General features: G+C 36.8%; 24 protein-coding genes and 3 pseudogenes. 21 read left to right on the top strand and 6 right to left on the bottom strand.

Annotated elements, in window-relative coordinates; genetic code table 11:
* The first annotated feature begins 302 nt into the window (after positions 1–302).
* The 5 genes and pseudogenes from GKC25_RS17990 (at position 303) to GKC25_RS17970 (ending at position 6,941) form a co-directional block, all read left to right on the top strand.
* Positions 303–1,223 carry a S8 family peptidase gene (locus GKC25_RS17990; RefSeq protein ID WP_187704267.1) on the top strand — a complete coding sequence of 307 codons (921 nt, stop codon included), beginning with the start codon at positions 303–305 and terminating at the stop codon, positions 1,221–1,223.
* 1 nt (position 1,224) lies between these two features.
* Positions 1,225–2,085 (top strand): SAR2788 family putative toxin, encoded by an 861-nt coding sequence (locus GKC25_RS17985; RefSeq protein WP_024424012.1) that lies wholly within the window; start codon positions 1,225–1,227, stop codon positions 2,083–2,085.
* Positions 2,086–2,091: 6 nt separating this feature from the next.
* The gene (locus GKC25_RS17980; RefSeq protein WP_187704266.1) at positions 2,092–2,673 is read left to right on the top strand and encodes an Imm64 family immunity protein; all 582 of its coding nucleotides are present in this window, start codon (positions 2,092–2,094) and stop codon (positions 2,671–2,673) included.
* A 253-nt stretch (positions 2,674–2,926) separates the two neighbouring features.
* On the top strand, positions 2,927–6,019 hold the full coding sequence (locus GKC25_RS17975; RefSeq protein WP_187704265.1) for an AAA domain-containing protein: 3,093 nt from the start codon (positions 2,927–2,929) through the stop codon (positions 6,017–6,019).
* Between the two features lie 90 nt (positions 6,020–6,109).
* A pseudogene (locus GKC25_RS17970) lies at positions 6,110–6,941 on the top strand (MBL fold metallo-hydrolase).
* Between the two features lie 73 nt (positions 6,942–7,014).
* Here GKC25_RS17970 and GKC25_RS17965 read toward each other — a convergent pair.
* Both GKC25_RS17965 and GKC25_RS17960 read right to left on the bottom strand, forming a co-directional pair.
* Positions 7,015–7,176 carry a hypothetical protein gene (locus tag GKC25_RS17965; RefSeq protein ID WP_262417071.1) on the bottom strand — a complete coding sequence of 54 codons (162 nt, stop codon included), beginning with the start codon at positions 7,174–7,176 and terminating at the stop codon, positions 7,015–7,017.
* Positions 7,177–7,616: 440 nt separating this feature from the next.
* Positions 7,617–7,745 (bottom strand): annotated as a pseudogene (locus GKC25_RS17960) (family 1 glycosylhydrolase); the annotation flags it as partial.
* A 114-nt stretch (positions 7,746–7,859) separates the two neighbouring features.
* Here GKC25_RS17960 and GKC25_RS17955 point away from each other — a divergent pair.
* The 3 genes from GKC25_RS17955 to GKC25_RS17945 all read left to right on the top strand — a co-directional run bounded on the left by GKC25_RS17955 (position 7,860) and on the right by GKC25_RS17945 (position 10,418).
* Positions 7,860–8,162 (top strand): ArsR/SmtB family transcription factor, encoded by a 303-nt coding sequence (locus GKC25_RS17955; protein ID WP_045034889.1) that lies wholly within the window; start codon positions 7,860–7,862, stop codon positions 8,160–8,162.
* Positions 8,163–8,299: 137 nt separating this feature from the next.
* Positions 8,300–9,478: an MFS transporter gene (locus GKC25_RS17950; RefSeq protein WP_187704264.1), complete on the top strand. Its 1,179-nt coding sequence runs from the start codon at positions 8,300–8,302 to the stop codon at positions 9,476–9,478.
* Positions 9,479–9,569: 91 nt separating this feature from the next.
* A complete protein-coding gene (locus GKC25_RS17945; protein ID WP_187704263.1) occupies positions 9,570–10,418 on the top strand; it encodes an MBL fold metallo-hydrolase in 849 nt (282 codons plus the stop codon).
* 96 nt (positions 10,419–10,514) lie between these two features.
* Here the strand turns inward: GKC25_RS17945 and GKC25_RS17940 are convergent, their stop codons facing one another.
* A complete protein-coding gene (locus GKC25_RS17940; protein WP_187704262.1) occupies positions 10,515–10,697 on the bottom strand; it encodes a hypothetical protein in 183 nt (60 codons plus the stop codon).
* 14 nt (positions 10,698–10,711) lie between these two features.
* The gene (locus tag GKC25_RS17935; RefSeq protein ID WP_187704261.1) at positions 10,712–10,960 is read right to left on the bottom strand and encodes a hypothetical protein; all 249 of its coding nucleotides are present in this window, start codon (positions 10,958–10,960) and stop codon (positions 10,712–10,714) included.
* Between the two features lie 342 nt (positions 10,961–11,302).
* Here GKC25_RS17935 and GKC25_RS17930 point away from each other — a divergent pair, with 342 nt between their 5' ends.
* From GKC25_RS17930 to GKC25_RS17905, 6 genes and pseudogenes are all read left to right on the top strand, one after another.
* The gene (locus GKC25_RS17930) at positions 11,303–11,740 is read left to right on the top strand and encodes a helix-turn-helix transcriptional regulator (protein ID WP_223260724.1); all 438 of its coding nucleotides are present in this window, start codon (positions 11,303–11,305) and stop codon (positions 11,738–11,740) included.
* Positions 11,737–12,471, top strand: a complete 735-nt coding sequence (locus GKC25_RS17925; protein WP_187704260.1) for an ABC transporter ATP-binding protein — start codon at positions 11,737–11,739, stop codon at positions 12,469–12,471. Before GKC25_RS17930 ends, GKC25_RS17925 begins: the two co-directional genes overlap by 4 nt.
* Positions 12,468–13,205, top strand: a complete 738-nt coding sequence (locus GKC25_RS17920) for an ABC transporter permease (protein WP_187704259.1) — start codon at positions 12,468–12,470, stop codon at positions 13,203–13,205. Before GKC25_RS17925 ends, GKC25_RS17920 begins: the two co-directional genes overlap by 4 nt.
* A gap of 103 nt (positions 13,206–13,308) precedes the next feature.
* The gene (locus GKC25_RS17915; protein ID WP_034660571.1) at positions 13,309–13,815 is read left to right on the top strand and encodes an LURP-one-related/scramblase family protein; all 507 of its coding nucleotides are present in this window, start codon (positions 13,309–13,311) and stop codon (positions 13,813–13,815) included.
* 49 nt (positions 13,816–13,864) lie between these two features.
* Positions 13,865–14,371 (top strand): hypothetical protein, encoded by a 507-nt coding sequence (locus GKC25_RS17910; protein ID WP_187704258.1) that lies wholly within the window; start codon positions 13,865–13,867, stop codon positions 14,369–14,371.
* Between the two features lie 26 nt (positions 14,372–14,397).
* Positions 14,398–14,625: pseudogene (locus GKC25_RS17905) on the top strand (LysR family transcriptional regulator); the annotation flags it as partial.
* A 49-nt stretch (positions 14,626–14,674) separates the two neighbouring features.
* Here GKC25_RS17905 and GKC25_RS17900 read toward each other — a convergent pair.
* On the bottom strand, positions 14,675–15,385 hold the full coding sequence (locus GKC25_RS17900; protein ID WP_106038565.1) for a GntR family transcriptional regulator: 711 nt from the start codon (positions 15,383–15,385) through the stop codon (positions 14,675–14,677).
* A gap of 154 nt (positions 15,386–15,539) precedes the next feature.
* Here GKC25_RS17900 and GKC25_RS17895 point away from each other — a divergent pair, with 154 nt between their 5' ends.
* On the top strand, positions 15,540–17,438 hold the full coding sequence (locus GKC25_RS17895) for a beta-glucoside-specific PTS transporter subunit IIABC (RefSeq protein ID WP_034660567.1): 1,899 nt from the start codon (positions 15,540–15,542) through the stop codon (positions 17,436–17,438).
* 12 nt (positions 17,439–17,450) lie between these two features.
* Entirely contained in the window at positions 17,451–18,887 is a 1,437-nt protein-coding gene (gene bglA, locus GKC25_RS17890) for a 6-phospho-beta-glucosidase BglA (protein WP_034660565.1), read from the top strand.
* Positions 18,888–18,938: 51 nt separating this feature from the next.
* Here bglA and GKC25_RS17885 read toward each other — a convergent pair whose 3' ends face one another.
* Positions 18,939–19,100 carry a hypothetical protein gene (locus GKC25_RS17885; RefSeq protein ID WP_223256601.1) on the bottom strand — a complete coding sequence of 54 codons (162 nt, stop codon included), beginning with the start codon at positions 19,098–19,100 and terminating at the stop codon, positions 18,939–18,941.
* 161 nt (positions 19,101–19,261) lie between these two features.
* Between GKC25_RS17885 and GKC25_RS17880 the strand changes: the two genes are divergently transcribed.
* From GKC25_RS17880 to GKC25_RS17860, 5 genes are all read left to right on the top strand, one after another.
* Positions 19,262–20,497, top strand: coding sequence for a TerD family protein (locus GKC25_RS17880; protein WP_034660564.1), 1,236 nt, complete (start codon positions 19,262–19,264; stop codon positions 20,495–20,497).
* A 163-nt stretch (positions 20,498–20,660) separates the two neighbouring features.
* Entirely contained in the window at positions 20,661–22,256 is a 1,596-nt protein-coding gene (locus tag GKC25_RS17875; RefSeq protein ID WP_080869562.1) for a ribonuclease YeeF family protein, read from the top strand.
* Positions 22,216–22,809 carry a DUF2247 family protein gene (locus tag GKC25_RS17870; protein ID WP_223254333.1) on the top strand — a complete coding sequence of 198 codons (594 nt, stop codon included), beginning with the start codon at positions 22,216–22,218 and terminating at the stop codon, positions 22,807–22,809. Before GKC25_RS17875 ends, GKC25_RS17870 begins: the two co-directional genes overlap by 41 nt.
* A gap of 21 nt (positions 22,810–22,830) precedes the next feature.
* A complete protein-coding gene (locus tag GKC25_RS17865; protein WP_034660562.1) occupies positions 22,831–23,496 on the top strand; it encodes a hypothetical protein in 666 nt (221 codons plus the stop codon).
* Between the two features lie 471 nt (positions 23,497–23,967).
* Positions 23,968–24,357, top strand: coding sequence for a YxiF family protein (locus GKC25_RS17860; protein ID WP_034660561.1), 390 nt, complete (start codon positions 23,968–23,970; stop codon positions 24,355–24,357).
* Positions 24,358–24,360: the final 3 nt, after the last annotated feature.

Genomic DNA, 24,360 nt, shown 5'->3' with positions numbered 1-24,360 from the left:
GTTTCCTTTGGAAGCTGATTATTCCAAAAATCATTGATGTTTGAATCTGGATTAATCATTAATTCCCTACCGTAATCTGTTAATAGAAGTAAATCTCCGTTTAACTAACCCCTTTAATATATTAAGCTGAAAAAGTAATTAAGTTAATAATTACGTTCATTAAATAACTAATTATGGATAAAAATATTGAATTTTCCATTATGATAAGTTATCATATATTTGAAGTTAAGTGATTCTTAAGTCATGAATAGGAGGTTTTATATATAAGAATAAAAATTTACACGTTTATAATTAGTATAATAGTGTTAGTTTTCTTAATTGTTTTTTTTGTATTTAATAACTTAAACAATACGAATAAAGAGAGTGAGAAAGCTAACTTCAGTGAAGACATAAAAGTCCAATGGAATATTAAGTTGCTTGATCCATATATGAACAGTGGAAGAAGCGAAGGAAGAACTAAAGTTAAAATAGCTATCTTAGACAGTGGTATTAATCAACAACATCAGGATTTAAAAGGTATTGTTAAAAAGGAATATAATGCTGTTACTCCAAAAAGACCTGTCACCGATGATTTTGGTCATGGCACTGCCGTGGCAGGAATCATTGGAGCAAGACAATCTAATAAAGGTATAACAAGTTACAATCATTCAGGTGTGGAGCTTTATGATGTTAAGGTTTTAAATCAACAAGGTAAAGGAGATGTTGATTCTTTAATAAAGGGTATTGAATGGAGCATAAAAGAAGGTGTACATATAATCAATATCAGTTCAGGTGTAGTTACTAATAAAGCTAAATTAAAGTCATCCATTGATAAAGCAGTGTCACATGGAATAATTATAGTAGCTGCAGCAGGAAATACATATGGAACTGGTGTAGAGTATCCAGCGAAATACACAAATGTGATATCAGTTAATTCTATTAAAAAAAATCTTAAAAGGCCAAGCTCAGCGGCAAGAGGAAAGATAGATTATATTGCACCAGGAGTTGATATACTCTCTACTAATCATAGGGGGGAATATAGTTTGTTTACTGGAACCTCCTTTGCAGCCGCACATGTTACTGGTGTAACTTCACTGTATGTTCAGGATTACTTGAGTAAATCTAAGAAGTTAAATGTTGATGAACTTATGAAAAAGTTGAAACAAGAATCCCGAAAAGTTCAATCTTTAAATGATGATGAGCAAGGGAACGGATTAATAATCTATAATCATAAAGGAGCCTAAAATGAATTATAAAAAAATAATAACTATATTAATAGTGACTGCGATGGTAATTGTAAATTTACCAATAAATCAAGCCGAAGCAATTAGTGAAAGTAATGAAGTAAATAATCAATTGTTAGAAAATCAGTTTGATGAGATTAAGCAGGAAGTCTATGATGAATTAAATATTGATTATACTGATGAATTGGATATTAATTTAATTGACTTAGAAGAAGAATCACTTCATATTGAAACTACCTTTAACTCAGAAGATCTTGAAGTTAAGGGTGACCTTGAAATGAGCTTAGAAACGGAAGAAATGAACTTTACGTCATCTATTATTGATGAAAATGGTAAACTTATTAACAAAGAATATGACATTGCCGTTGAAGAGGCGGATAATGAAACGTTTAAAGCTACCTTAACAGATAAAGACTCTGGTGAAAAATACACTGTTAATTCTGAAGAAATTGAGGCTTCTATTTTACCAGCTATTATTTTAGGTGTGATTATCAGAACTTCTGCTAAGATTGCTTTTAAGATGTATACAAGAAGTCAAATTTTAAGAGCTGTTACTGCAGTTACGTTTAAATCTGTGCAGCTACAAAAGAAATTTAAACATGCTGTTGATTTTGGTGTAAAAGGATCTTATAGCAAGGCAAATGCAAAAAAATTTGAAACAGCTCTAAGAAACCACGTAAGTCGTTCAAGTCATGTATATAGAACAAAGCATAGTGGACAATCAGGTTACGTTATGATGCATTTAAAGGGGAATAAAGCTGCATTTTTCAAGCAGAACGGTGAATTTATTACTGGTTATAAGCTCTCAACGAAACAAAAAAATAACTATGTTAGAATCGGTGAGTTAATAGTTAAGAGGTGATTAATAATGGGTATAGGTGGATCTGTAAATGTTGGTGTTGTTTTTCGTGAAGATGATCATATTCAAATGTTTCAGTCTTTCGTAAATTCCTTAAAAAAAAGGGACGTGTCCTTTAAAAAAGTAAAGTATAGTATAGATACAGATGGAGAAAATTGGATTGAACAAAGTATAAGTAAAAATATCATCGAAGATTCATATTTGTCTGGTCACTATACAGAATTTGAAGTATTAAATCTATTAAATAGCTCTAAACCAGTAAGATTAACAATTCATATAGAAGATGGATACTTTGGTTTCTTACTAGATTTTAACTGGGAAGAAGTAGCCTCTCAAGAAGTATTTATTCTTCAAAATCAAATGCTACAGTTTTTAATCGAACTTTATCAGGATCTCTCTTATCATCATGCGTTCATTGGCCATGAAATTGAAGTTGATGTCCATCCAGATGACTTTGAAGGTTTCATTGGAGAAGCTGATTATCCAGTTGGGATTATTGGTAAAGGATATAGATTAGCTATTTATTATGGTTCTGTTGGAATGGATGGTTTATCTGCTCAAAAAAAGAGAACAGAATTAGTTAATTTATAGATCAAGCAAGCGTCATTCAATTCTATTGAATGACGCTTTATTTATTTAATGACGTAATAAAACCATCTATAGAAAGGTTATTATAAAAAATTTTTGAAATATGTTTAGTTGATATTTTGCTACTTCATATTAACTGCAATATGGAATTGAGTGACACTGGAAAAGTATGTTATTATTTAATATTAAAGACTCAAAAACTATTCAAAAGTATAATTGTCGTTATTTAAATATGCTCGATAACAGGAGATATAGCATGAATAAAAAAGAAGATATTCTAAATGCATGGATTACAATAGAGCAGTTAGCAGAAGGTTCAATTAATAAAAGTGGCAAATTATTAAAGACATTTCATTGTATTGAAAAAGATTGGCAACAATTCTTTATGAATTTTTTATCTTATCAAAAACAACAAAATAATATGTCTGATAAAGCCTTTAAAAAGTCTGGAATCATATTTTACTTTGGTATTTTCAATTTCCAAGAAGTTGTTGATATTTTGAAAGAAAAATACAATATTGAGAAAACTTATGAGGAAGTCAGTCATTCGGAAAAATTTACTTTAGCTTTATATTTTGATCATCAACTTAACTTGGTAGCTGATAAACTGTTTTTAACTATGAGCGGCTATATCCGTGAACATGGCCATTTACCTGATGATTTCTTAAAAGTTGAAACTTTATTTAGAGAAGAATTAGATCGAAAATTTGAAGAGGGTTTTCATAATGTGTTTTCTGAACTTATACAAAAGTATCATGTGTCAATAGATAATTTCCGTTATAAATTCATACGACATCTGGATAATGAGGATATAAATCTACATTCCTTCTTTATTGAAGATTTAAAAATGGCAAAGTTAATTGATACTGAAAATATAAACAGATATTTTAACGGGTTTACTGGAAATAGAAGAAATCTAGACAGTCATAAAGAGTCTGAACATTTTAACGCTTATATTTTTGAGGAAATTTCTTTAAGACCAAAATATTATCCGTTAGGACGTTTTCCATCAAACCCTGATTATGCACTCTATTTTATGCAACAAGCAGCTGTCAATTTAGCTTTAAACGACAAAAACGATATCCGAAGTATTAACGGCCCACCAGGAACAGGCAAGACAACATTGTTGAAGGATATTTTTGCTGATTTAGTCGTACAACAGGCTCTAGCTATTTCAAATCTTTCTAATAAAGTGATTCAAGGCAGTCTGGCCTATTGGCAAAATGCTAAACTTGGCGTGTTACCACGAACTATTTCTGATAAAAATATTATTGTGGCAAGTTCTAATAATGGAGCAGTCCAAAATATCGTTAATGAATTACCGGTGAAAGAAGAGATTCCAAAATGTTTTCAAGATCAATTAGAGAAAGCAAATTATTTCAAAGATATTTCTAATTCTCAACTAACAGGAGAAGGATTTGGGAAAGATCGATACATTATAAGTGAACTGCTCAATGATAAAAATTGGGGTGTTTTTTCATTAGAAGGTGGAAATTCAATCAACATGAATAAATTGCTTCTCAATATAGAGGCAATTGAAAAAGATTTAGAGGAAGATGATCAATCGAATACTGGAGTATATCAGGAATTCAAACGGCTTTATAATAAATTAAAAGTTGAAAGAGACAAAGTAGAAAAATATAGCCAAAAATTATATAAAATACGAAAACTAAAGATCAATTATATAAATCATGTTAAAGAATTTGAAAATGAGAAAAAAGAAAAACATAAAGTTTTGACTAGTAATAAAAAAGAAGCAAAAGCTGAATTAGAGAGACTTAGAGAAGAGGAATTAAAATTTCAAAAAGTTTTATCTAATGTTTCTATTGAACTTGAAAATTTATCAAGGGCAGAAGTACTAGCTGAACGAAATTATCATGTTCTTACTTCACAAAAGCCTAGTTTTTTATGGTTTCAGAAAATATTTAATAAATCTAAAGTCGAACATTATTTCAAAAAGCTAAGCAGCGTGAATGAACACTTAAATGATCTAACTCAACAAAAAACAACACTTACAAATGATTATAGACAGCTTGAAAAGCATCTAGCGAAAAATGCTGTTAAAAAAGAGCATACTCAAAAACAAATGATGGAAAGAAAATCTACCTATGAACGATGGGTGAATGCTAAGAATAATGATTTGGGAAAAATGAAAAAAGAAATTGATGCATTTGAAAAGAACAAGTCACAAAATGAAATTAAGGAAATAGACTTTTCTTTATCATACGAAGAACTCCAAAAGTCTAATCCTTGGTTTACAAAGGAGTTTCGTATTTTACAATCAGAATTATTTATTTCGGCTTTAAAAGTTAGAAAGCAATTCCTCAATGAGAACGTAAGAAATTTAAAAGCAGCAAGGATTATCTGGAATAAACAACCAAATTACATTGCGAAAGAGAATGGCCATGAGATAATTTCAGAAGCATGGCAATGGATCAATTTCGCTGTGCCAGTTATCAGTACTACTTTTGCAAGTTTTGGTCGAATGTTTAAAAACCTCAAGGAAAATTCAATAGGCAACTTATTCATTGACGAGGCTGGTCAAGCATTACCGCAGGCTAGTGTAGGAGCCATTTTTAGAAGTAAAAAAGTAATGGTTGTTGGAGACCCCTCACAAATAAGGCCAGTATTAAATTTAGATCCAAATGTTTTAACTTTGATTGGAAGACACTATAACGTAGACGAAAAATTTGTATCTGCTAATGCATCCACTCAAACAATAGTAGATGATACTAGTCAGTATGGATTCCAAAAAAACGAAGACGAATGGATTGGAATTCCCTTGTGGGTACATAGACGTTCAAACTATCCAATGTTCACGATTTCTAATGAAATTTCTTATGATGGTTTAATGGTACAAGGAAAAAATGATGATGAGGTGCAAGGGAGTTCAGAGTGGCTTCATTGTGTGGGAAAGGCGAATGACAAATATGTTAAAGAACAAGCTGAGTTACTAAAAAATCAAATTACTAAGCAGTTACAAGCAAATACAGATTTAGCTGATGATATCTATGTAATATCTCCCTTTAGAAATGTTGCTTATCAAATTACAAGAGTTTTAGATGAAATTTGCTTTACTAAACGAAAAGACGGTAAACCAACAAATGTAGGTACTGTTCATACTTTTCAAGGAAAAGAAGCGAAAATTGTCTACTTTGTCCTAGGAACAGATTCAAATAGCAGTGGAGCAGCAAAATGGGCTGTTTCAGAGCCCAATATAATGAATGTGGCGGCCACTCGAGCTAAAGAAGAATTTTATATTATTGGTGATAAGAAATTGTATGCATCTCTTGGAAGTGACGTTGCAAACAAGACTATTTCAATTATTAATGACTATAATAATAAGTGAATTTCAAACTTATAACATATACGTACAACTGGCTTGTAACCGGCTGCGTAAGTAGTACTTCAATATACAATCTAAGAAAGCAGGCACACCATGCACACAATCAAAAAAATAGGCCAAACCTTCACCTACATCACATCAGTATCACTCACCGACCGCCCCATCCTAGGCATGGTCGAAGGCAATAACAAAACCTTAATGATCGATGCTGGTAACTCAGAAGATCATGCCAAATTCTTTATCAAAGAAACCTTAAAGCACGAGAACGCCAAGCCCGATCTCGTTGTCCTCACGCATTGGCATTGGGATCATATTTTTGGTCTGTCGGTGCTGTCTGATACGGTTTCAATTGCTTCTGCAAGAACCAGAAAGGAAATGGAGAAGCTTCTTCCGTTTTCTTGGTCAGATGAGGCGATTGATGAGCGGGTGAGGGAAGGAACGGAGATTGAGTTTTGCGCAAAGGCGGTAAAAGAAGAGTATAAGAATCATCGAGATATTCAGGTGGTTTTACAGTCGGATAGAGATTGATCTTGGCGGGGTTACTTGTGTCGTGCAACATGTTGGAGGCGATCATGCTGCTGATTCCGTGATCGTGTATGTGAAAGAAGAGAAAATCCTTTTTCTTGGTGATTGCATTTATCCGAAAATGTAGGCCGAAAAAGTACATTATACGGTGAAGGAAACGTTGCGTCTTTTAGATGAGTTAGATGCTTTTGATGCCGATACGTATATTCCTTCACACCAAAGACCGTGGACAAAAGAGGAGTTTCGTCAGGAAACAGATAAGCTTCGGATGATGGCGAAATTCACTGATCGATGTGGTGGAGATAAGCAGAAAATCACGAAAGAATATCAAAATTACGTGAACATAGAACTGAAAGAAGATGAATTAGAAACCATTGTTTACTTTGTAAATGGTTATTAAATAATTATGGTAAGGTAACTAAACTAAAAAAGTCTCATTTGAGCTATTTCACTCAAATGAGACTTATTAATTTCTACGGCAAACCTACAACATCCTCTGCATCACGAACTGTGACAGACATGTTTTTGGCATTGATAATAATGACACAATTCCAAGTCGGCTTAATTTGCAGTTCATCATTCTCATCAATACGGATAATTCCTTTAAATTCAACAGTCTGTTCTAGAAAGACCATTTTCTTTTCTGTATCGTCTTTGACGGGCTGTTAAATGTTCAGGATAGTGAGCTGTCCAATCATAAAAAGTGATTTTCTTCATAGTTCCTCCTTTTATTCACTGGTAACATTGTTATTACCAAATTACCATTTTTGAACGTACCGCTTGTTTTTTGGGCTGGCGTTTTTCCATGTTTGTCTTTAAACTTTTTTAAATCAACTTTACCCTTTAAACTCTTTGGGATTTTTTTAGCTGCAGCATCAGCATTTTTCTTACTGAAATAATAACTAATCTTATTATAGAGCTAAGAACCAGCTGCAATGGTAACTCCACCAATTACCGTTAAAGCAACTGGTCCTATCCCTGGAATGAGGTAAACACTACAGCAGCTGCAATTGCTGAAGTACGAATTTCACCTTTCTTAGAGTTATTTCCTATAAAAATAGTATCAATAGTGTCAGTATCGATTGAAGCACACTTCTGCGAATTTCACGAAATACTCAGCAACTTTTCGGCTGTGGAACCCGCCATACTCACTTACCAAATGAAGCGGCATCTCAAAGTGAGACAGCGTAATCACAGGCTCAATGCATGTAAAGGCATCACGGTGAACCGTACCAGAGGAAGAAGGAAAATAGAAAGTTTTAAGGGATCTCAAACAAAACATGTTGACATATCGTTATTTATCGATATAATGGTTTGTATGGAGCCAATAGAAGTTTTCAAAGCCTTATCCAATGAATCAAGACTGCAAATTTTACAATGGCTAAAGGAACCTGATCGTCATTTTACACCCCATGAAGGGATTGATATGAATACTACAGGGGTATGTGTTAGTCAAATAACAGATAAATTGAAAATGACGCAATCAACAGCATCTCAATACCTTTCAATTTTACTACGAGCTGGATTAATTACGACAGAGCGTATAGGTAAATACACGTATTATAAAAGAGATGAAAATGCCATAAAAAAAATTGCTAAGATTCTAGAAAAAAATATTTAATAAATGAACTGAATTCATACATCAGAATTCAGTTTCATTTATTAAATACAAATCGACTTATCGTAATATGTTTTTTTGTCCATACATATTAACAATTCTAGATATGTAAATGTATTATATATAAGGAGTGATCTACATTGTCAAACACTGTAAAGATTTACATTTTAGCTATTGTAAGTTTTTTAGTTGGTACATCAGAGTATATCATCTCTGGTATTTTGGATAATATTTCTGAATCATTAGGGATTACGATAGCTGCAGCTGGCCAGTTAATTACGATTTTTTCTCTTGTGTATGCCATCTTCACCCCAGTATTAATGGCTTTAACATCGGGAATGAATAAACGCAAGTTAATGTTATTTTCACTTAGCGTTTTTATTCTAGGTAATATTCTTGCATTCGTCCTCCCTGGGTATCAATTATTTATTGTTTCAAGAATTATTATGGCTCTTGGGGCGGGAATGGTCGTCGTTACTGCATTAACAATTGCTGAAAAAATCGCACCAAAAGGTAAGCAAGGTAACGCTATTGCTACAGTAGTAATGGGATTTACAGCATCATTGATCATTGGAGTCCCACTGGGCAGAATGACTAGTGATTTCTTCGGTTGGAAAGCTGTATTTGGAGGAATAGCCTTACTCGGATTATTAGCAATGGTGATAATTTCTCTTACGATTCCAAAAATCCAAGGGGATAAACCTGTACCTTTAATTCAACAACTCGCTCTTTTTAAAAAACCAAAAGTAGTGTTGGGATTAGCCATCACCTTTTTCTGGCTTGGTGGTTATTCAATTGCCTATACCTACCTATCCCCTTACCTTTTAAATATATCAGGTGTAAGCAACAAATTGCTGAGTGGAGTTCTCCTCGTATTCGGGATTGCTAGTCTAGTTGGGTCAAAGTTTGGTGGATTTAGTACCGATCGATGGGGTGTGAATTTTACTCTGATTAGCGGAATGACATTACATGTCATCATGCTAATATTGCTCTCACTAGTTACGCATTCTTATATTGGAGTATTTCTTATTTTAATATTATGGTCATTTGCTGCATGGTCTTCTGGCCCGACTCAACAATATCACCTAGCTACAATGGAGCCAGAGTCATCAGGTATACTATTAGGTCTCAATCAGTCAATGATGCAATTGGCGATGGCTGCAGGTGCAGCTATTGGAGGTATCTTTGTAGAGAGAGTTTCTCTATCTTCCATTACTTGGGTAGGGGCTTTGGGTGTTGCAATCGCGATCATTGTAACAATATTGGCTTCACGTGCTACTTCGAGTAATGGAATTCGAATTAGTAAACCGCACTTATAATATTGAAGGACAACCGCATCATAAACAGCGGAACGATGGTAAAAAACGTGATTCGATTTAAAATATAATTATAGAAAGGAGGAAGCAACCTATGCACTCAATTAAAAAAATAGGTCAGAATTTTTGGTACATCACACCTATATCGCTTACCGACCGCCCCATTCTAGGTATGGTTGTGGGCAGTAACAAGACATTAATGATTGATGCTGGTAACTCGAAAGAACATGCCAAGTACTTTATCAAAGAAACGTTAAAACATGAGAACTTGACTCCTGATATGGTTGTGCTCACGCATTGGCATTGGGATCATATCTTTGGTCTGCCAGCGCTGCCTGATTCGCTTTCGATTGCTTCTGCAAAGACAAGAAAGGAAATGAAGAAGCTTCTTCCGTTTTCGTGGTCAGATGAGGCGATTGATGAGCGGGTGAGGGAAGGAACGGAGATTGAGTTCTGCGCGAAGGCCATCAAGGAGGAATATCAGGATCACCGAGATATTCAGGTGGTTTTACCGGATGTGACATTTGACCGTCGGATGGAGATCGATCTTGGCGGGGTCACTTGTGTCGTGCAACTTGTTGGGGGCGATCATGCCGCTGACTCAGTCATCGTGTATGTGAAAGAAGAGAAAATCCTTTTTCTTGGTGATTGTATTTATCCGAAAATGTATGCCGAAAAAGTCCATTATTCAATGAAGGAAACATTGCGTCTTTTAGATGAGTTAGATGCTTTTGATGCCGATACGTATATTCCTTCACACCAAAGACCGTGGACAAAGGAGGAGTTTCGTCAGGAAACAGATAAGCTTAGGATGATTGCGAAATACACTGATCTTTGTGGTGGAGATCGGCAGAGAATCGTGAGTGAATATCAAGCACATGTTAACAGAGAACTCAAAGAAGATGAGTTAGAGACGATCGCTTATTTTGTAAATGGTTATTAAATAATTGCTGAAACTAAACAAAAAAGTCTCATTTGAGTGATTTCCCTCAAACGAGACTTTTTTATTTTCTATGGTAAACCTACAACATATTCTGCATCACAAAATGACACAATCCCAAGTTGGCTTAATTTGCAGTTCATCATTCTCATCAATACGGATAATCCCTTTGAATTCAACAGTTTGTTCTAGAAAAACCATCTTCTTTTCTGTATCATCTTTGACTGCTGTTAAATGTTCTGGATAGTGAACCGTCCAGTCAAAAAAAGTGGTTTCCTTCATCATTCCTCCTATTTTCACTCGTATACATTTCCAAAAACTTCTTCTGTTTGCTGAATTGTCAGTGATCTGTTAGTTGAATCGATTGTAATGATACAATCCCAAGTAGGTTTGATTTGTAGTTCATTGTTTTCATCCATCCAGATCACACTGTTTAGTTCAATTGATGGTTCTAAAATGACCATTTTCTTTTCGTTATGATCTGTAATTGCGGTTAAATCATGTTGTAAATTGATTGTCCAGTCAAAAAACTTTATTTTTTTCATAGTTCCTCCTTTTATTCACTGATAACATTACTATACTTATCTAGTGATTCTTTGCGTGAGGGAATACCTATTTTCCAAGCCATTCTTACTTCCCTTATTAGCTTTAGCAAAAGGTGTTGTAGCAGAAGAAAAAATTAGTATATGTGATTAAACATATGAATCTCAGTTCCTTTATTCGATTACACACCAAAAAAGTCCCCTCCACTTAATTTCGAGGTGGCTTTTTTGGGTTAAACTTAGGCATTTAACCAAATGTAAATTGAAGATAACTTCTGATGTCATGTTCAGTTGGTAGATGATCGGAATAAGTCTTATATAATGATATTGAAGGGTGTGAAAAACATGATCAATATGAATTTGAAAAAAATGCGAAAAATACACAGGTTTACACAAGAAGAAGTGGCTGAGAAAATTGGTGTTTCAAGGCAAGCTGTTGCGAAATGGGAATCGGGAGAAACTGTGCCGGATATCAACAATTGTAAGGCTTTGGCTGAAATATACGGCGTTGCTTTGGATGATCTCGTGAATAATGTGGATGGTACAGAAGAGGCAGGGGTGAAACCAAAAGGAAAACACATATTTGGACTTGTAAAGGTTGGTGAACGCGGGCAAATTGTCATTCCTAAAAAAGCGAGGGAGATATTCAGCATCAGTCCTGGAGACAGCCTGTTGATTTTGGGTGATGAAGCTCAAGGAATCGCCATTGTAAAAAATGAGGCCTTCCTGCAGTTTGCTGACGATATATATAAGGCACAGGAAGATCAGGAGGATGAGGAATGATTGCTATTCAAACAAAGAATCTAACTAAGAAATTCGAAGAAAAGATTGCAGTCGATTCTCTTAATCTTTCAATTGAACAAGGCGAGCTTTTTACTTTACTTGGAGTGAATGGTGCAGGTAAAACGACAACGATCAAGATGTTGACCTGTCTTAGCATCCCTACTACCGGTGATGCAACGATCCTTGGTAACAGTATTGTTTCTAATCCCTACGCAGTAAAAGAACAGATTAATGTTTCACCACAGGAAACGGCAGTAGCTCCTAATTTATCCGTTAAAGAAAATCTTGAATTAATCGCTCAAATATACGGGTTCCACAATAAAACGGTGGATATAAAAGTGGAGGAAATGCTTCATACGTTTAGTTTGACTGAGGTATCTAAAATGAAGGCTAAAACCTTATCTGGAGGAATGCAAAGAAGACTTAGTATTGCAATGGCACTCATTACAGACCCCAAAATCCTTTTTCTTGATGAACCTACTCTCGGTCTCGATGTCATCGCAAGGCGTGAGCTATGGAGTACTATTGAGAAATTAAAGGGGAGCATGACCATCATTCTCACGACACATTATATGGAGGAAGCAGCAGCCCTTTCGGATCGAATAGGGACGATGGCGAAAGGAAAATTAAAGGCAGTTGGAACAGCAGCTGAATTGATGGAAATTACCAACACCAAATCACTTGAGGATGCCTTTATTTCGTTAGCTACCAATGAGGAGGTCACCAGATGAAGTCACTAGCCTTTGCTGCACGTAATCGTAAAGAGATTTTGAGAGATCCTTTAAACTTAGCATTTGGTATAGGCTTCCCGTTAGTTATCTTATTTTTGCTTCATGCTATTCAAGCGAATGTTCCAACTGATTTATTTGTCATTGATAAACTAATTCCTGGCATAGCCGTCTTCGGGCTTTCTTTTATCTCACTATTCTCTGGAATGTTAATAGCTAAAGATCGAAGTACATCATTTTTGATGCGATTGTTTACTACACCTCTTTCTGCCTCAGACTACATTGTAGGGTATATTGTCCCACTCATACCGATAGCAATTGTTCAAGTTATCATTAGCTTTATCGCAGCACTTTTCTTAGGATTACCTTTTAATTCCAATGTTTTGTTATCCATTCTTGTCCTTTTGCCAACATCTTTACTATTTATCGGCATAGGGCTCTTAGTGGGGAGTATATTTAACGACAAGCAGGTTGGTGGTATTTGTGGAGCGCTACTAACGAATATGAGCGCATGGTTAAGTGGTACATGGTTTGATTTGAATTTAGTTGGAGGCTGGTTCAAAGATATTGCGTACGCACTTCCATTTGCTCACGCAGTAGACGCTAGCAGAGCCGCACTTTCTGGAGACTATGCATCAATTTTACTGCATCTTTGGTGGGTAATTGGATATACAGGTGTTATTGTAGCTATCGCCATTTTTGCTTTTAAAAAGAAAATGAATGGGGAAAACGCTTAGTTTGATACAGTTTTTGGTGAAGAAATTTACAGCTGGGTTATCTGGGCCTTTTTCTGTATGATAAACTTTAATGAAGTTGTCATTTGAGTAGAGGGAGGTACATATGAAACAGCTTTACATGAAGCAGAAAGTATTTAGTCTGAGCGGCAGGTTTACGGTAAAGGATCAGCAAGAGAACGATGTGTATGTGGTCGAGGGCAGCTTTATGAAGATGCCGAAGACGTTCACCATTCTGAATACAGAACGAGAAGAAATCGCCGTGATTACGAAGAAAATGTTTAGCTTTTTACCAAAGTTTTTAGTAGAAGTTGGTGGGCAAGAGGTATTGACGATCAAAAAAGAGTTTACGTTCTTTAAAGCAAAATATTCAATTGATGCTGCTGGTGTAGAAGTACAAGGCAACTGGTGGGATATGAATTTCCAAGTGCTGCAGAACGGCGAAGTGATCGGTCAGGTGAAGAAGGAATGGTTTACTTGGGGTGACAGCTATAAGGTTGATATTTTGAAAGAAGAGATGGAGCCTGTAATGATTGCGTTGGTTGTTGCGATTGATTGTGTGAAGGCTGATGAAGCAGCGTCTAGGTCTTCGTCGTCGGCAACGACGAATTAAGATCATCATTTTTTAGAAATAGATGAATAACAATGGAGGGTTTAAAAAGTTGGACAACCTAACCCGCATATTAAGATTAAGAGACGCAGAAATATGGGAGTATGAATTTCTCGATAAAAAAGAAATCACCATTTATTTCTCCATTACAGATTTAAATCGAAAAGCAACGACTCACGATAATCCTCTAGCTACCCAAGAAGAACTGGATGAAAGAGATAATTACATTTCAATTGATGTCCATAGTAATCTCGATCTCAAAAAAACGTTTGAAGAAGAAACATTCGATGATTTTATCACCACGATCTCTTCTTTAGTAGAGCATATGCACTATTTTCACAATGCTCATGTTTTTATTAAAACTCATGTTCATGACAAAATGGACTTAACTGATTTTCAGTTAGAGGAAGATGAAGATGTGCATGGTGATGAAAAAGAACAACTAGACACGCATAAACGGTCATTGATTCAGGAAAAATGTTTTCAGTTGGTAGAAAGCCATTTAAATCGAAAGATCAAAGATATATCGAGCAGTAGGTTTTGCCAAGATTTAATGTGAGATTAACATTTGAGATAAGCAAACTGATCACATTCCAATACAAAATATTTCTAACAGTCGTCGAATCCGGCAGTTTTAAAAGCCGAGGAGAAACTTGGGCTGACACAGTCTGGCGTGAGTCATAACATTGTGAAGCTCGTATCCGAATTAGGGATTGTATTGCTGCGGCGGAATCGAAACGGTCTTTCATTAACTGATGAGGTGAGCGGGTGATGCCTCATATTCGGCAAAACATTCATCATGCGACATTTCTTCATACGACAAAAAAGCTTCCTGATTGTCCCAGGAAGCTTTTTCCATCCATCACCCATAATAATTATTCGCCTGAATAAAAAATTGGGACTGCATGTAGTTATAAGTGATTTTCGAGAAGTCGAAGGGCTGGCCGTTTGTGAGATGAAAGACGGTCTCGACGCGGAGAGCGGGATCATCTTGTTTAAGGCCGAGGTGCTTTGCTTCGGTTTCATTCAGTTTTCCTACTTGTAAGTACATATCGGAAAAGCCGACCTTGAGTCCAAGGCCTTCACTGATAAATTTAAAAACAGAATCGGCAGCAATTTCTGTGTTGAGATAGGGAATGATGGTTTTTCGGTAATAGGATTCTTCTAGACATAAGGTTTGTCCATTGATGTAACGGATGCGTTTGAGGTAAAAAACATCCTCATCTTCTTCAATATTCAAATTAAGCGCAGCTTCTTCGGACGGTTTGATGGTGTCTAGCATTAAAACCTCTGAAGTCAGTTGAAATTCCTCTAAATCTTTTTTAAACCCTTGGTTGGATAAAAGGCTGATGTAGCCTTTGCGCCTGTGTCTTCGAACAAAGATGCCGCTGCCCCTCACTTGATAGATAATTCCTTTTCTTTCGAGTAAGTCTAATGATTTGATAATGGTGCTTTTGCTCACAGCAAATTGGCTCATGAGGGTTTCGAGTACAGGAAGCTTGTCCCCTTGCTGCAGCTCATGGGTGACAATATATTTTTCAATATCGCTCGCAATTTGTTGATACTTTAACATAGCCATTCCTCTTTGTTTTCACGATTTATTGTCTTTGTATTATAGCACATACCGATTTTCCTTTGATATGCTAATCAAAATTATATATGTATTGATATATTGTACCGGTATAATTATAATATACATATACTAGTAGTGATAAAGGGGGGGTTATATGTCAAAAGTGAGGGATTATCAAAAGCTTGCAGAAGACATCTTAGAGGCAGTTGGCGGAGAAGAAAATGTGGTGAGTGCCGCAAGATGCGCCACGCGTCTGCGTTTGGTACTGAAACGTTCGAATCCAAAGGCCAAGGAAGCAGTCAACGCCATGCCTGGTGTTATTACCGTGGTGGAAAACGGCGGTCAATTTCAGGTCGTCATCGGCCAGCATGTTGGTGAAGTATACGAGCATTTTTCCAACCTTGTTCAGCTCCAATCGTCGGATGATGACCAGCCTAATGAAAACAAGGGAACGGTACTGAACCGTGTCATTGCGACCATGTCCGCTGTGTTTGCGCCTTTTGTGTATATTTTGGCTGCAGCTGGTATTTTACAAGGTGCACTTATCCTCATTAATTTGTTATTTCCAAGCTTTTCGAAAACGGGAACATATGAAGTCTTTAGTTTCATTTCATGGGCACCGTTTACATTTTTGCCAATCTTTATTGCCATCACAGCAGCTAAGCATTTTAAAACGAATATGTATATCGCAGTAGCGTGTACAGCAGCGCTTGTCAGTCCAGCTTGGACAGAAATTGCTGGGCGTGTGGCTTCAGGTGAAGGCGTTACCTTTTTAGGCATTGCGTTATCTGAAACTGTTTATACGTCATCTGTTTTGCCTCCGCTGTTCTTGGTATGGATTCTTTCATATGTAGAGAGATTTTTAAATAAACGGATTCACGAGGTAGTAAAACCGTTATTTGTACCATTTATCTGTATGGTCGTTATGGTTCCGTTAACCATTCTATTAATTGGTCCTCTTTCAACAGCAGGTGCAAATGGGATTGCAAACGGATACAATATCTTAGCAGAAAATGTACCGGCTTTAGCAGGCGCCATTATCGGTGGATTCTGGCAAGTACTTGTCATATTCGGCGTTCACTGGGGCATTACGCCAATGGTGCTCGCCAACTTTGAACAATATGGACGTGACTCCTTCCAGGCATATCAAACCATCGCTGTTATCGCTCAGGTCGGCGCAGTGTTAGGAGTTATTTTAAAAGCAAGAAACCGCGAAACTCGGAAAGTCGGAGTCTCAGCCGGAATCACGGGACTCTTCGGAATTACGGAGCCTGCGATTTACGGTGTTACCTTACGTTTTAAAAAGCCGTTTATTTTCGGATGTATTTCTGGAGCAGCCGGTGCTATCGTTGCCAGCTTCTTCACACCTTATTACTTTGCGTATGCAGGTTTGCCTGGTCCGCTGACAATTGTGAACGGAATTAGTGCAGATTACCCAACATCGATCATCGGTATCTTAATTGGTGTCGCAATTGCGCTGATCTTACCAGTTGTGCTCATTCAAATGTTTGGTTATGGGGAAGATACAGTGGAGCAGACAGCCGGAACAACAACTGTCAAAGATCAAGATAAAGAAAAAAAGAATGCTTCGATGAACAATGAAGAAACAATCACTGCACCACTTGCAGGAAAAGTGCTCACATTATCTGAAGTACCGGATGCCGTATTTAGCTCCGGGGCGATGGGCAAAGGCTTTGCCATTGAACCGACAGACAATAAGCTGTATGCACCGTTTGACGGCAGTGTCGTCATGCTTGCACCAACAAAGCATGCCGTTGGACTTCGTTCAGAATTTGGTGTGGAGTTACTTGTTCACGTTGGAATTGATACGGTTTCTCTAGATGGCTCAGCATTTACACTCAAGATCAAAGAAGGTGACAAGGTGAAGAAGGGTGACTTGTTGATGACATTTGATCAAGAAGCCATCGAAAGCAAAGGATTAAAAACAGTCACACCAGTCATCATCACCAATACACAAGCGTATGAAGATGTGATGGTAGAAGCACAATCGACATGTCAGCCAACGGACGTCATGATTACAATTGTAAAATAGGAGGAATAAATAATGACATTACCAAAAGGTTTTCTATGGGGCGGAGCATTAGCTGCACATCAATTCGAAGGTGGATGGAATGAAGGAGGAAAAGGCCCAAGTGTTGTGGATGTAATGACAGCTGGTGCTCACGGAGTACCGAGACAAATTACTGAGACGATAGAAGACAACAAATTTTATCCGAACCATGAAGCGATCGATTTCTACCATCGTTACAAGGAAGATATCGCGATGTTTGCCGAAATGGGTTTGAAATGCCTGCGTACATCCATCGGCTGGAGCCGAATTTTCCCAAAGGGAGATGAAGCTGAACCGAATGAAGCTGGTTTACAATTCTATGATGATGTATTTGATGAACTGCTCAAGCATGGCATCGAGCCTGTGATTACACTGTCTCACTTTGAGATGCCGCTTCATTTGGCAAGAGAATACGGCGGGTTCCGAAGCCGAAAAGTCGCTGAGTATTTCGCGAAATTCGCAGAAGTGTGCTTCAATCGATACAAGGACAAAGTCACATACTGGATGACATTTAATGAAATCAATAACAAAATGGATGTCAACAACCCACTGTTCCTTTGGACAAATTCAGGGGTATCAGTCAAAGAAGGCGAAAATGCCAAAGAAATCATGTATCAAGCAGGACATCATGAATTACTTGCAAGTGCGTGGGCAGTAGCAAAAGGCAAAGAAATCAATCCTGCTTTTCAAATTGGAGCAATGGTTTCTCACGTACCAATCTATCCATATTCCTCAAATCCAGAGGATGTCATGCTTGCTGAAGAATATATGAGACAACGCTATTTCTTCCCAGATGTACAAGTTCGGGGCTACTATCCGAGCTATGCACTTAAAGAATTCGAACGCGAAGGCTATCATATTCCGTTTGAAGAAGGCGATGAAGAAAGCTTAAGAAAAGGGAAAGTAGATTATCTTGGCTTTAGCTACTACATGTCGACAACGGTTAAAAGTGATGCAGTGTCTGATAACAACGGAGATATTGTCAACGGAGCCCTGCCGCATGGTGTAGACAATCCTTATATCAAATCAAGCGACTGGGGCTGGTCCATTGACCCGACAGGCCTAAGATATACTTTGAATCGTTTTTATGATCGCTATCAAATCCCGCTATTCATTGTAGAAAATGGATTTGGTGCCATAGATCAAGTGGAAGAAGACGGTTCTATTCACGATCCAGAACGTATTCAATATCTCGCTTCTCATATCGAAGCACTGAAAAAAGCCATTGAATACGACGGTGTTGACCTTATTGGCTACACACCTTGGGGCATCATTGATATCGTGTCATTCACAACAGGTGAAATGAAAAAACGCTACGGCATGATCTACGTTGACCGCGACAACGAAGGCAACGGCTCGATGAAGAGACTCAAAAAAGATTCTTTTACTTGGTACCAAAACGTCATTGCCACGAACGGTGAAGAAGTGTAACAAAGGAAAAGAGAAGCCCGGATGAGCGAAGTATGTGCTTGTTCGGGTTTTTCATCGTTTATGTTTTAATAGAGCCTGAATACAAAGAAAAAAGAGAGTAATGGCGACAAAATAGTTCATTGGATTGTGAAAGATCTTGATGTTCAAGGATATTTGAAGAAGAATCCAAAGGCCGAATATCACCATAACTGCAGGAATGATTCTTTTATACACATTGATTTTCCTTTCGGGAGTGGTTTGTTTTTAGTTAGCATTGTCTCATATCATTGCAGAGGTTGAAAAGAGATAAAGATATTAATAGGTTCTATTACATGATTTGGTATAATTGATCTATAAAAATGATAAATGGTAGATAAAGTATAGGAGCTGTTGAGATGAATCAAACTCTGCAAATGGGAGCCAATACCGTACTAAGTTCTCCAAAGGGGCATGTATCCATCAGTTATGAAGTGTCATCTGCAATTGATATTTCTTTAACGGCGTTTCTTTTAACAGATTCAGATCAGGTTGAAGGAGATCATGGCATTATTTTTTACAATCAACCAGAGAGTGCTTCGGGTGCAGCGTCACTTTTACCAGCAGAGGTATCAGGTCAGTGGAAAAGGCATCAATTGAATTTTGATATGAGCAAAGTGCCTGCTGGAATCACAAAGATGGCTATTACATTAACAGAAGATCAAGGAACGGGCTTTTCTCAAGTGAAGAATTTGCAAGCAGAAATTCGAACAGGTGACGAGGTGTTTTATCTAACACCAGTAAACTTTACAAATGAAAAGGGCATTGTCGTAGTAGAGCTATATATAAGAAATGGTGACACGAAAGCACGCTCAATTTGGCGTGGTTTCGATTCTGGACTGGAAGGTCTATGCAAGCTTTATGGTGTGGAGGTTGAACCTGATGAACAGGATATTTCTACACATCAAATGGCTCCTGAAAAACAACCAATTAAAGACCCTGCTCAAACGAAGACAACTGCTAAAGAGAAAGTCTCTGCACCTATCAGTTTAGAGAAAGTTCAGGGTAAAATTAGTCTAGACAAAGGTCATAAACCGATCATAATCGAGAAAACGCCTGAGATCACAGCTACAGTATCCTGGGAGTCCGGCACCGATTATGATATTTATGCATTGGTCTACACAAAGTCAGGAAAGCAAGTAGATGTGGCTATGTTTGGTGCGAAAGGAATTCCTGCTCTCAAAAGTTACGGCAGCGGAGCTGTTGAGCATATGGGAGATGTCGGCAGAGACCATGAATCAATGAAAACAGAAGTTATTAAACTACGGTTAAATGACGATATCCTTGCTGTCGTTCCGGTTGTTTATTCTGCCCAATCAAACGGAACAGGTTCCTTTTATAGATATAGAGTATCTATGAGTATAGATAATCACCAAGGAACGTCTGTGACGATTCATGCCAAACATGCCAATGACAATGATCGTATTTATTCTTGTGTGCCAGGTATACTTCAAAATACAAATGATGGTGTGATCATCCGCCCACTTGAGCTTTACAGCAAACCAAACTCTGAGCGCAGACCTAAATTAAAAATGAAGTCTTCTAATGAAATTGAGGTTTTGATGGATAAAGGACCTGTCAATGATTATAAATAAAACGAATGTATGGCTAGACAGAGCATAGCGCATTGTCTAGCTTATTTTTTAGCCCGTTAAATAGTGAGTCTATTCCATTTTTTATGTCAATTAGCCTATTTTTCCGTTTTGGTGGACACGGTAAAATAGACTTTATGATCAATAATGGAGGGAGTGACTTCTTCTGGGCAAGATAATTGATGCAAAAGCACTAACAAGTGCCACGGACACAAGGGCAAAACACTATCAGGAACTCCGTGAACAAATGGTAGATTTAAAAAAGGCACTACAAGGTGTGGCGAATCTCGGTGATGATTTCACTGGAAAAGGCGCCGACAACATTAAAAGCTTTTATAAAGAGCTGGCTGGAAATGTAGACATGTTTATCAGCTTCATTGATAAGCAAAAAGCCTTTCATGAAGGTGTTTCTGGGACACTCGATGATACAAACTTTGGCGGCGATACCTTCGTAGAAGAACACTTTTTAGACAACGCTGTACATATGGGCATCAAAAATGCCAAAAGCATTGTAAAGGATCAAAAAAAGGCACTCAAAACGATTTTTCAAGACATCGACGACCTCATTTCTCTAGAGGTATTTGACAGCAAAACCTTTGATGAAAAAATTGCAAATGCAGAAGATGAACGAAAAAAGACAGTAAAAGACCTAAGAGAGCTTGATCAAAATTTAAAAGATGAATATGCTTTGTCAGAAACGGAGCAGCAAGCTACAATGGCATTGTACGCAGAAATGATGAATGCGACAAATGACGGAAAAGCGATTTCGCCTATGAATTTTGACAAGAAAGCGTATCAAAATAGCGAAATCTACAAGGCAAAAAGCGATATTGAGAAGCAAACTTCCGAATATCTCAAAATCAAAAAAGAACAAGAAGAAGCCCGAAAGATTGCGAAGGAACAAGAAACCCTCGCCAACCGTCCTTGGTATGAAAAAGCGCTCGATTATGGCGGGAACATCGTGAATGAGCTGACAGGTGTGAACGATGCAAAACGTGCCGCAACAGGCGTTGACCCGATCACAGGCGAAGAACTTACCGCAGGACAGCGCGTCGCCGCAGGCGGCATGGCAGCAGCAGGATATATCCCTATCGTCGGTTGGGCAGGACGCATTTTCAAAGGTGGGAAAGCCGTTTATAAAACGACTCAAGCCACCTCAGCTGCAGTACGAGCAGTCGACATCTACAAGACCTCGCAAAAATCCTTTGATGCCTTAAAAACATCCCAAAAAGGCTTATATGGCCTCACCGCCACCAACGGTTTCAGTGAAGCAATTACAGGTAGAGACATGCTTGGGAATAAGGTCTCGAAAGAACAGCAGGAAGCGAGTATGAATGCGGCGCTGGGAATGCTTTTGCCGTTTGGGGCGAAAGGGTTCAATGGGAAGATGGGGATTAAAGGAGATAAAATTGAACATCCGGTAATAGATAATAAAAGGGTCGGAAGTGCGTTGAAAAAGCCAGATGGTCAACATGGTTTCAATGATATAATTGACAATTACACACCACTGGCTAAAGAGTTTGATTTGGTTGGTGGTGATAAAACAAAGGTTAAGTTATATCAAATAGAAGGTGGAATGAAATACTATAGTTACAAGGACGTTTATAATAAAGATTTACGTATAATTGAAAGAGTGTTTTCGGTAAAAGATCAAAATGGTATTTTTGAGTGGATTGTAGATCCCAATAAGGGGGTTACTCATAGAAGGTTTATTCCAGAAGGTGAAATTACAGGATTACCTAATCAAAATCCTAAAAGATAGGAATGAAGAAAAAATGAAAAGTTCTATAGAGGTCTTAAAAACTTATAATATTCATTATGATTGGAAAACTATATATGTAGGAATTAGGCTAGATTTGATTTCATATAAAGAAATAAGCAAGTATGCTGTGGAATATTTATCTAATCATATTGAATGTGAAAATTCTTTAATCCTAGAATTAGCTTGGGGAGCTGGCGACCCAGATGAAGATTATAGAAAACTTCAAATGGTATTGGTAGAATTATATAATGATTTGATAGAAGAAGAATCCAGCCAATGGGACATTGAAAAAAGGAAATGGAGATATGGTATAACTTCTCACTTAAAAGAAATAAATAAGAATTCAACTGAAGAGTTGTTGGATGAACTTTCTGAAGTATACGCAGATTTTGGATATCCTGAGGATATGGAACCGTTTATTCATTATATGCCTCCTTCAGATGGTTATAATCCGTTGCTATATTCAAAAGAAGAGAATATAAATAGATTAGCATCTCTTTTTGAGGAGTTTTTACAAAAAGAAAAAGCATTTGTTCAATTTGAGCAAATGTAACTACTGATTAAAAGATGCCTAATGAAAATAGAACTTGAATTCGAAAAAGAAGTTACAAACTACTATAAGTGGTTAGATCAAAAAATAAATGAACTTAAACAGTTAAGTGTATATAGTATTAATGGATATTACTTTTTAGATGATGGCGGAATTAAGACTTTTCAACGTTATTGTCAAAATGAACTTATCGAAATTTTTAGCGACCAGTTGAATAATTACCATTTTTATATATTCCTGAGTAAGAAAGTAAGTGATGTACATTCTCGAATAGAGAAATTTCGAAAAGTATGGAAGTCTATTGACTCAGAAATAAATACTTCAGGTTTTGAAAAGGGGCCAGAACTACTTTTAGATGAACATAGAAATCATTTTTATGTCAGTATGGCGAAAGTTCCTCAGCCTGAATTAGATAAAGCATTGCGGATAATGGATAAGTATCAATCGAGTTTCATGATTGCCACTAGAAGGGATTCTATTCTTTCAGAGGAATCTATAAAAGATTTGTTTTACTCAGGTTTGAACAAGGATAGTCACGAAGTAGATTATCAAGCACTTTTTTTGAAATATGGTTTGAATAGTGAAATTATTTTCAGATGGGGCTCTGTTGTAAATGAGGCCGAATTGGCATTGATATTAAATCAAGATCTTACCCAGAAAATACGGCAGCGAATACAAAGCTATTCATAGTATCTTCAAAAGACAATGATCTCTAACATATTAAACAATCCCCACATTCGGGACTGACTCTCATTTTTGAGACAGGGATCATGACACTTTATGAAACAGCCAGTTGTCGAAACTCTTTCGATGGCTTGTTGTTTCATTTCAATTGATGAAAGCAATGCTGTTCCCCATTAAGATACCATTTCTTCATGTTTCCACTTGTGTACTATTCTTAATCCTTATTTTTTGACTGAATCTCTGCTAACTTCAATCGAACGGTCGCTCCTTTTACACTGATTGAATAACTCACTCCTTTTTCATACAAAAACACCTCCAAATTGTTTTATGGTATGCTATACACGAAATTCAACTTAAAGGTTTTTTATATTTGTTCCGATTTATGATTAAAGAAGCATATTCATAAATTAATTGATTATCTAATGAAGGATGTATCTGATAAATACAAGATGGAAAAGGAATATTAAGGTCACCAAAATGAATAATAACCCAAAAACTAAAATCGAAACCTTAAAAAGAAGAAGCAGAAGAAAGCACTTAATGAACGAGTTAAGCTATATGACACTTCCAGAAAACGCATTTTTAGATATCGAAGAAAATCAATTGTTTTGTCAAAAGGTTTTTACTTTCCTTCAATCAAGAGAAGATAAAATTCAAATACACGGAAACCACTATCGAGAGCATGAAATTGAAGCACTTTTAGTAAACGTACATGAAGTTTTCAGCCATTTAAACCAGCTTCTTGAGCAAACGAAATTTTCAAGTGGATACGGGGATTTTATTTTAGTCGCAGAGGATTTTTGTTTTGGGTTATGCATAGAGCGAACGGAATATTTTTATGAGCTAAGTATTTGGGGGCTAGAATAATTA

The sequence above is a fragment of the Bacillus pumilus genome, assembly GCF_038738535.1.
In the GTDB taxonomy this organism is placed as follows: domain Bacteria; phylum Bacillota; class Bacilli; order Bacillales; family Bacillaceae; genus Bacillus.
This window is presented reverse-complemented; position numbering and strand designations above follow the sequence as displayed.

What these genes read in the sequence shown, in the direction of transcription:
- GKC25_RS17985 (WP_024424012.1), top strand. Translation starts at nt 1,225, where the DNA reads ATGAATTATAAAAAAATAATAACTATATTAATAGTGACTGCGATGGTA.
- GKC25_RS17980 (WP_187704266.1), top strand. Translation starts at nt 2,092, where the DNA reads ATGGGTATAGGTGGATCTGTAAATGTTGGTGTTGTTTTTCGTGAAGAT.
- GKC25_RS17975 (WP_187704265.1), top strand. Translation starts at nt 2,927, where the DNA reads ATGAATAAAAAAGAAGATATTCTAAATGCATGGATTACAATAGAGCAG.
- GKC25_RS17965 (WP_262417071.1), bottom strand. Translation starts at nt 7,176, where the DNA reads ATGGTCTTTCTAGAACAGACTGTTGAATTTAAAGGAATTATCCGTATT.
- GKC25_RS17955 (WP_045034889.1), top strand. Translation starts at nt 7,860, where the DNA reads ATGGAGCCAATAGAAGTTTTCAAAGCCTTATCCAATGAATCAAGACTG.
- GKC25_RS17945 (WP_187704263.1), top strand. Translation starts at nt 9,570, where the DNA reads ATGCACTCAATTAAAAAAATAGGTCAGAATTTTTGGTACATCACACCT.
- GKC25_RS17940 (WP_187704262.1), bottom strand. Translation starts at nt 10,697, where the DNA reads ATGAAGGAAACCACTTTTTTTGACTGGACGGTTCACTATCCAGAACAT.
- GKC25_RS17935 (WP_187704261.1), bottom strand. Translation starts at nt 10,960, where the DNA reads ATGAAAAAAATAAAGTTTTTTGACTGGACAATCAATTTACAACATGAT.
- GKC25_RS17930 (WP_223260724.1), top strand. Translation starts at nt 11,303, where the DNA reads ATGATCAATATGAATTTGAAAAAAATGCGAAAAATACACAGGTTTACA.
- GKC25_RS17925 (WP_187704260.1), top strand. Translation starts at nt 11,737, where the DNA reads ATGATTGCTATTCAAACAAAGAATCTAACTAAGAAATTCGAAGAAAAG.
- GKC25_RS17920 (WP_187704259.1), top strand. Translation starts at nt 12,468, where the DNA reads ATGAAGTCACTAGCCTTTGCTGCACGTAATCGTAAAGAGATTTTGAGA.
- GKC25_RS17915 (WP_034660571.1), top strand. Translation starts at nt 13,309, where the DNA reads ATGAAACAGCTTTACATGAAGCAGAAAGTATTTAGTCTGAGCGGCAGG.
- GKC25_RS17900 (WP_106038565.1), bottom strand. Translation starts at nt 15,385, where the DNA reads ATGTTAAAGTATCAACAAATTGCGAGCGATATTGAAAAATATATTGTC.
- GKC25_RS17895 (WP_034660567.1), top strand. Translation starts at nt 15,540, where the DNA reads ATGTCAAAAGTGAGGGATTATCAAAAGCTTGCAGAAGACATCTTAGAG.
- bglA (WP_034660565.1), top strand. Translation starts at nt 17,451, where the DNA reads ATGACATTACCAAAAGGTTTTCTATGGGGCGGAGCATTAGCTGCACAT.
- GKC25_RS17880 (WP_034660564.1), top strand. Translation starts at nt 19,262, where the DNA reads ATGAATCAAACTCTGCAAATGGGAGCCAATACCGTACTAAGTTCTCCA.
- GKC25_RS17865 (WP_034660562.1), top strand. Translation starts at nt 22,831, where the DNA reads ATGAAAATAGAACTTGAATTCGAAAAAGAAGTTACAAACTACTATAAG.
- GKC25_RS17860 (WP_034660561.1), top strand. Translation starts at nt 23,968, where the DNA reads ATGAATAATAACCCAAAAACTAAAATCGAAACCTTAAAAAGAAGAAGC.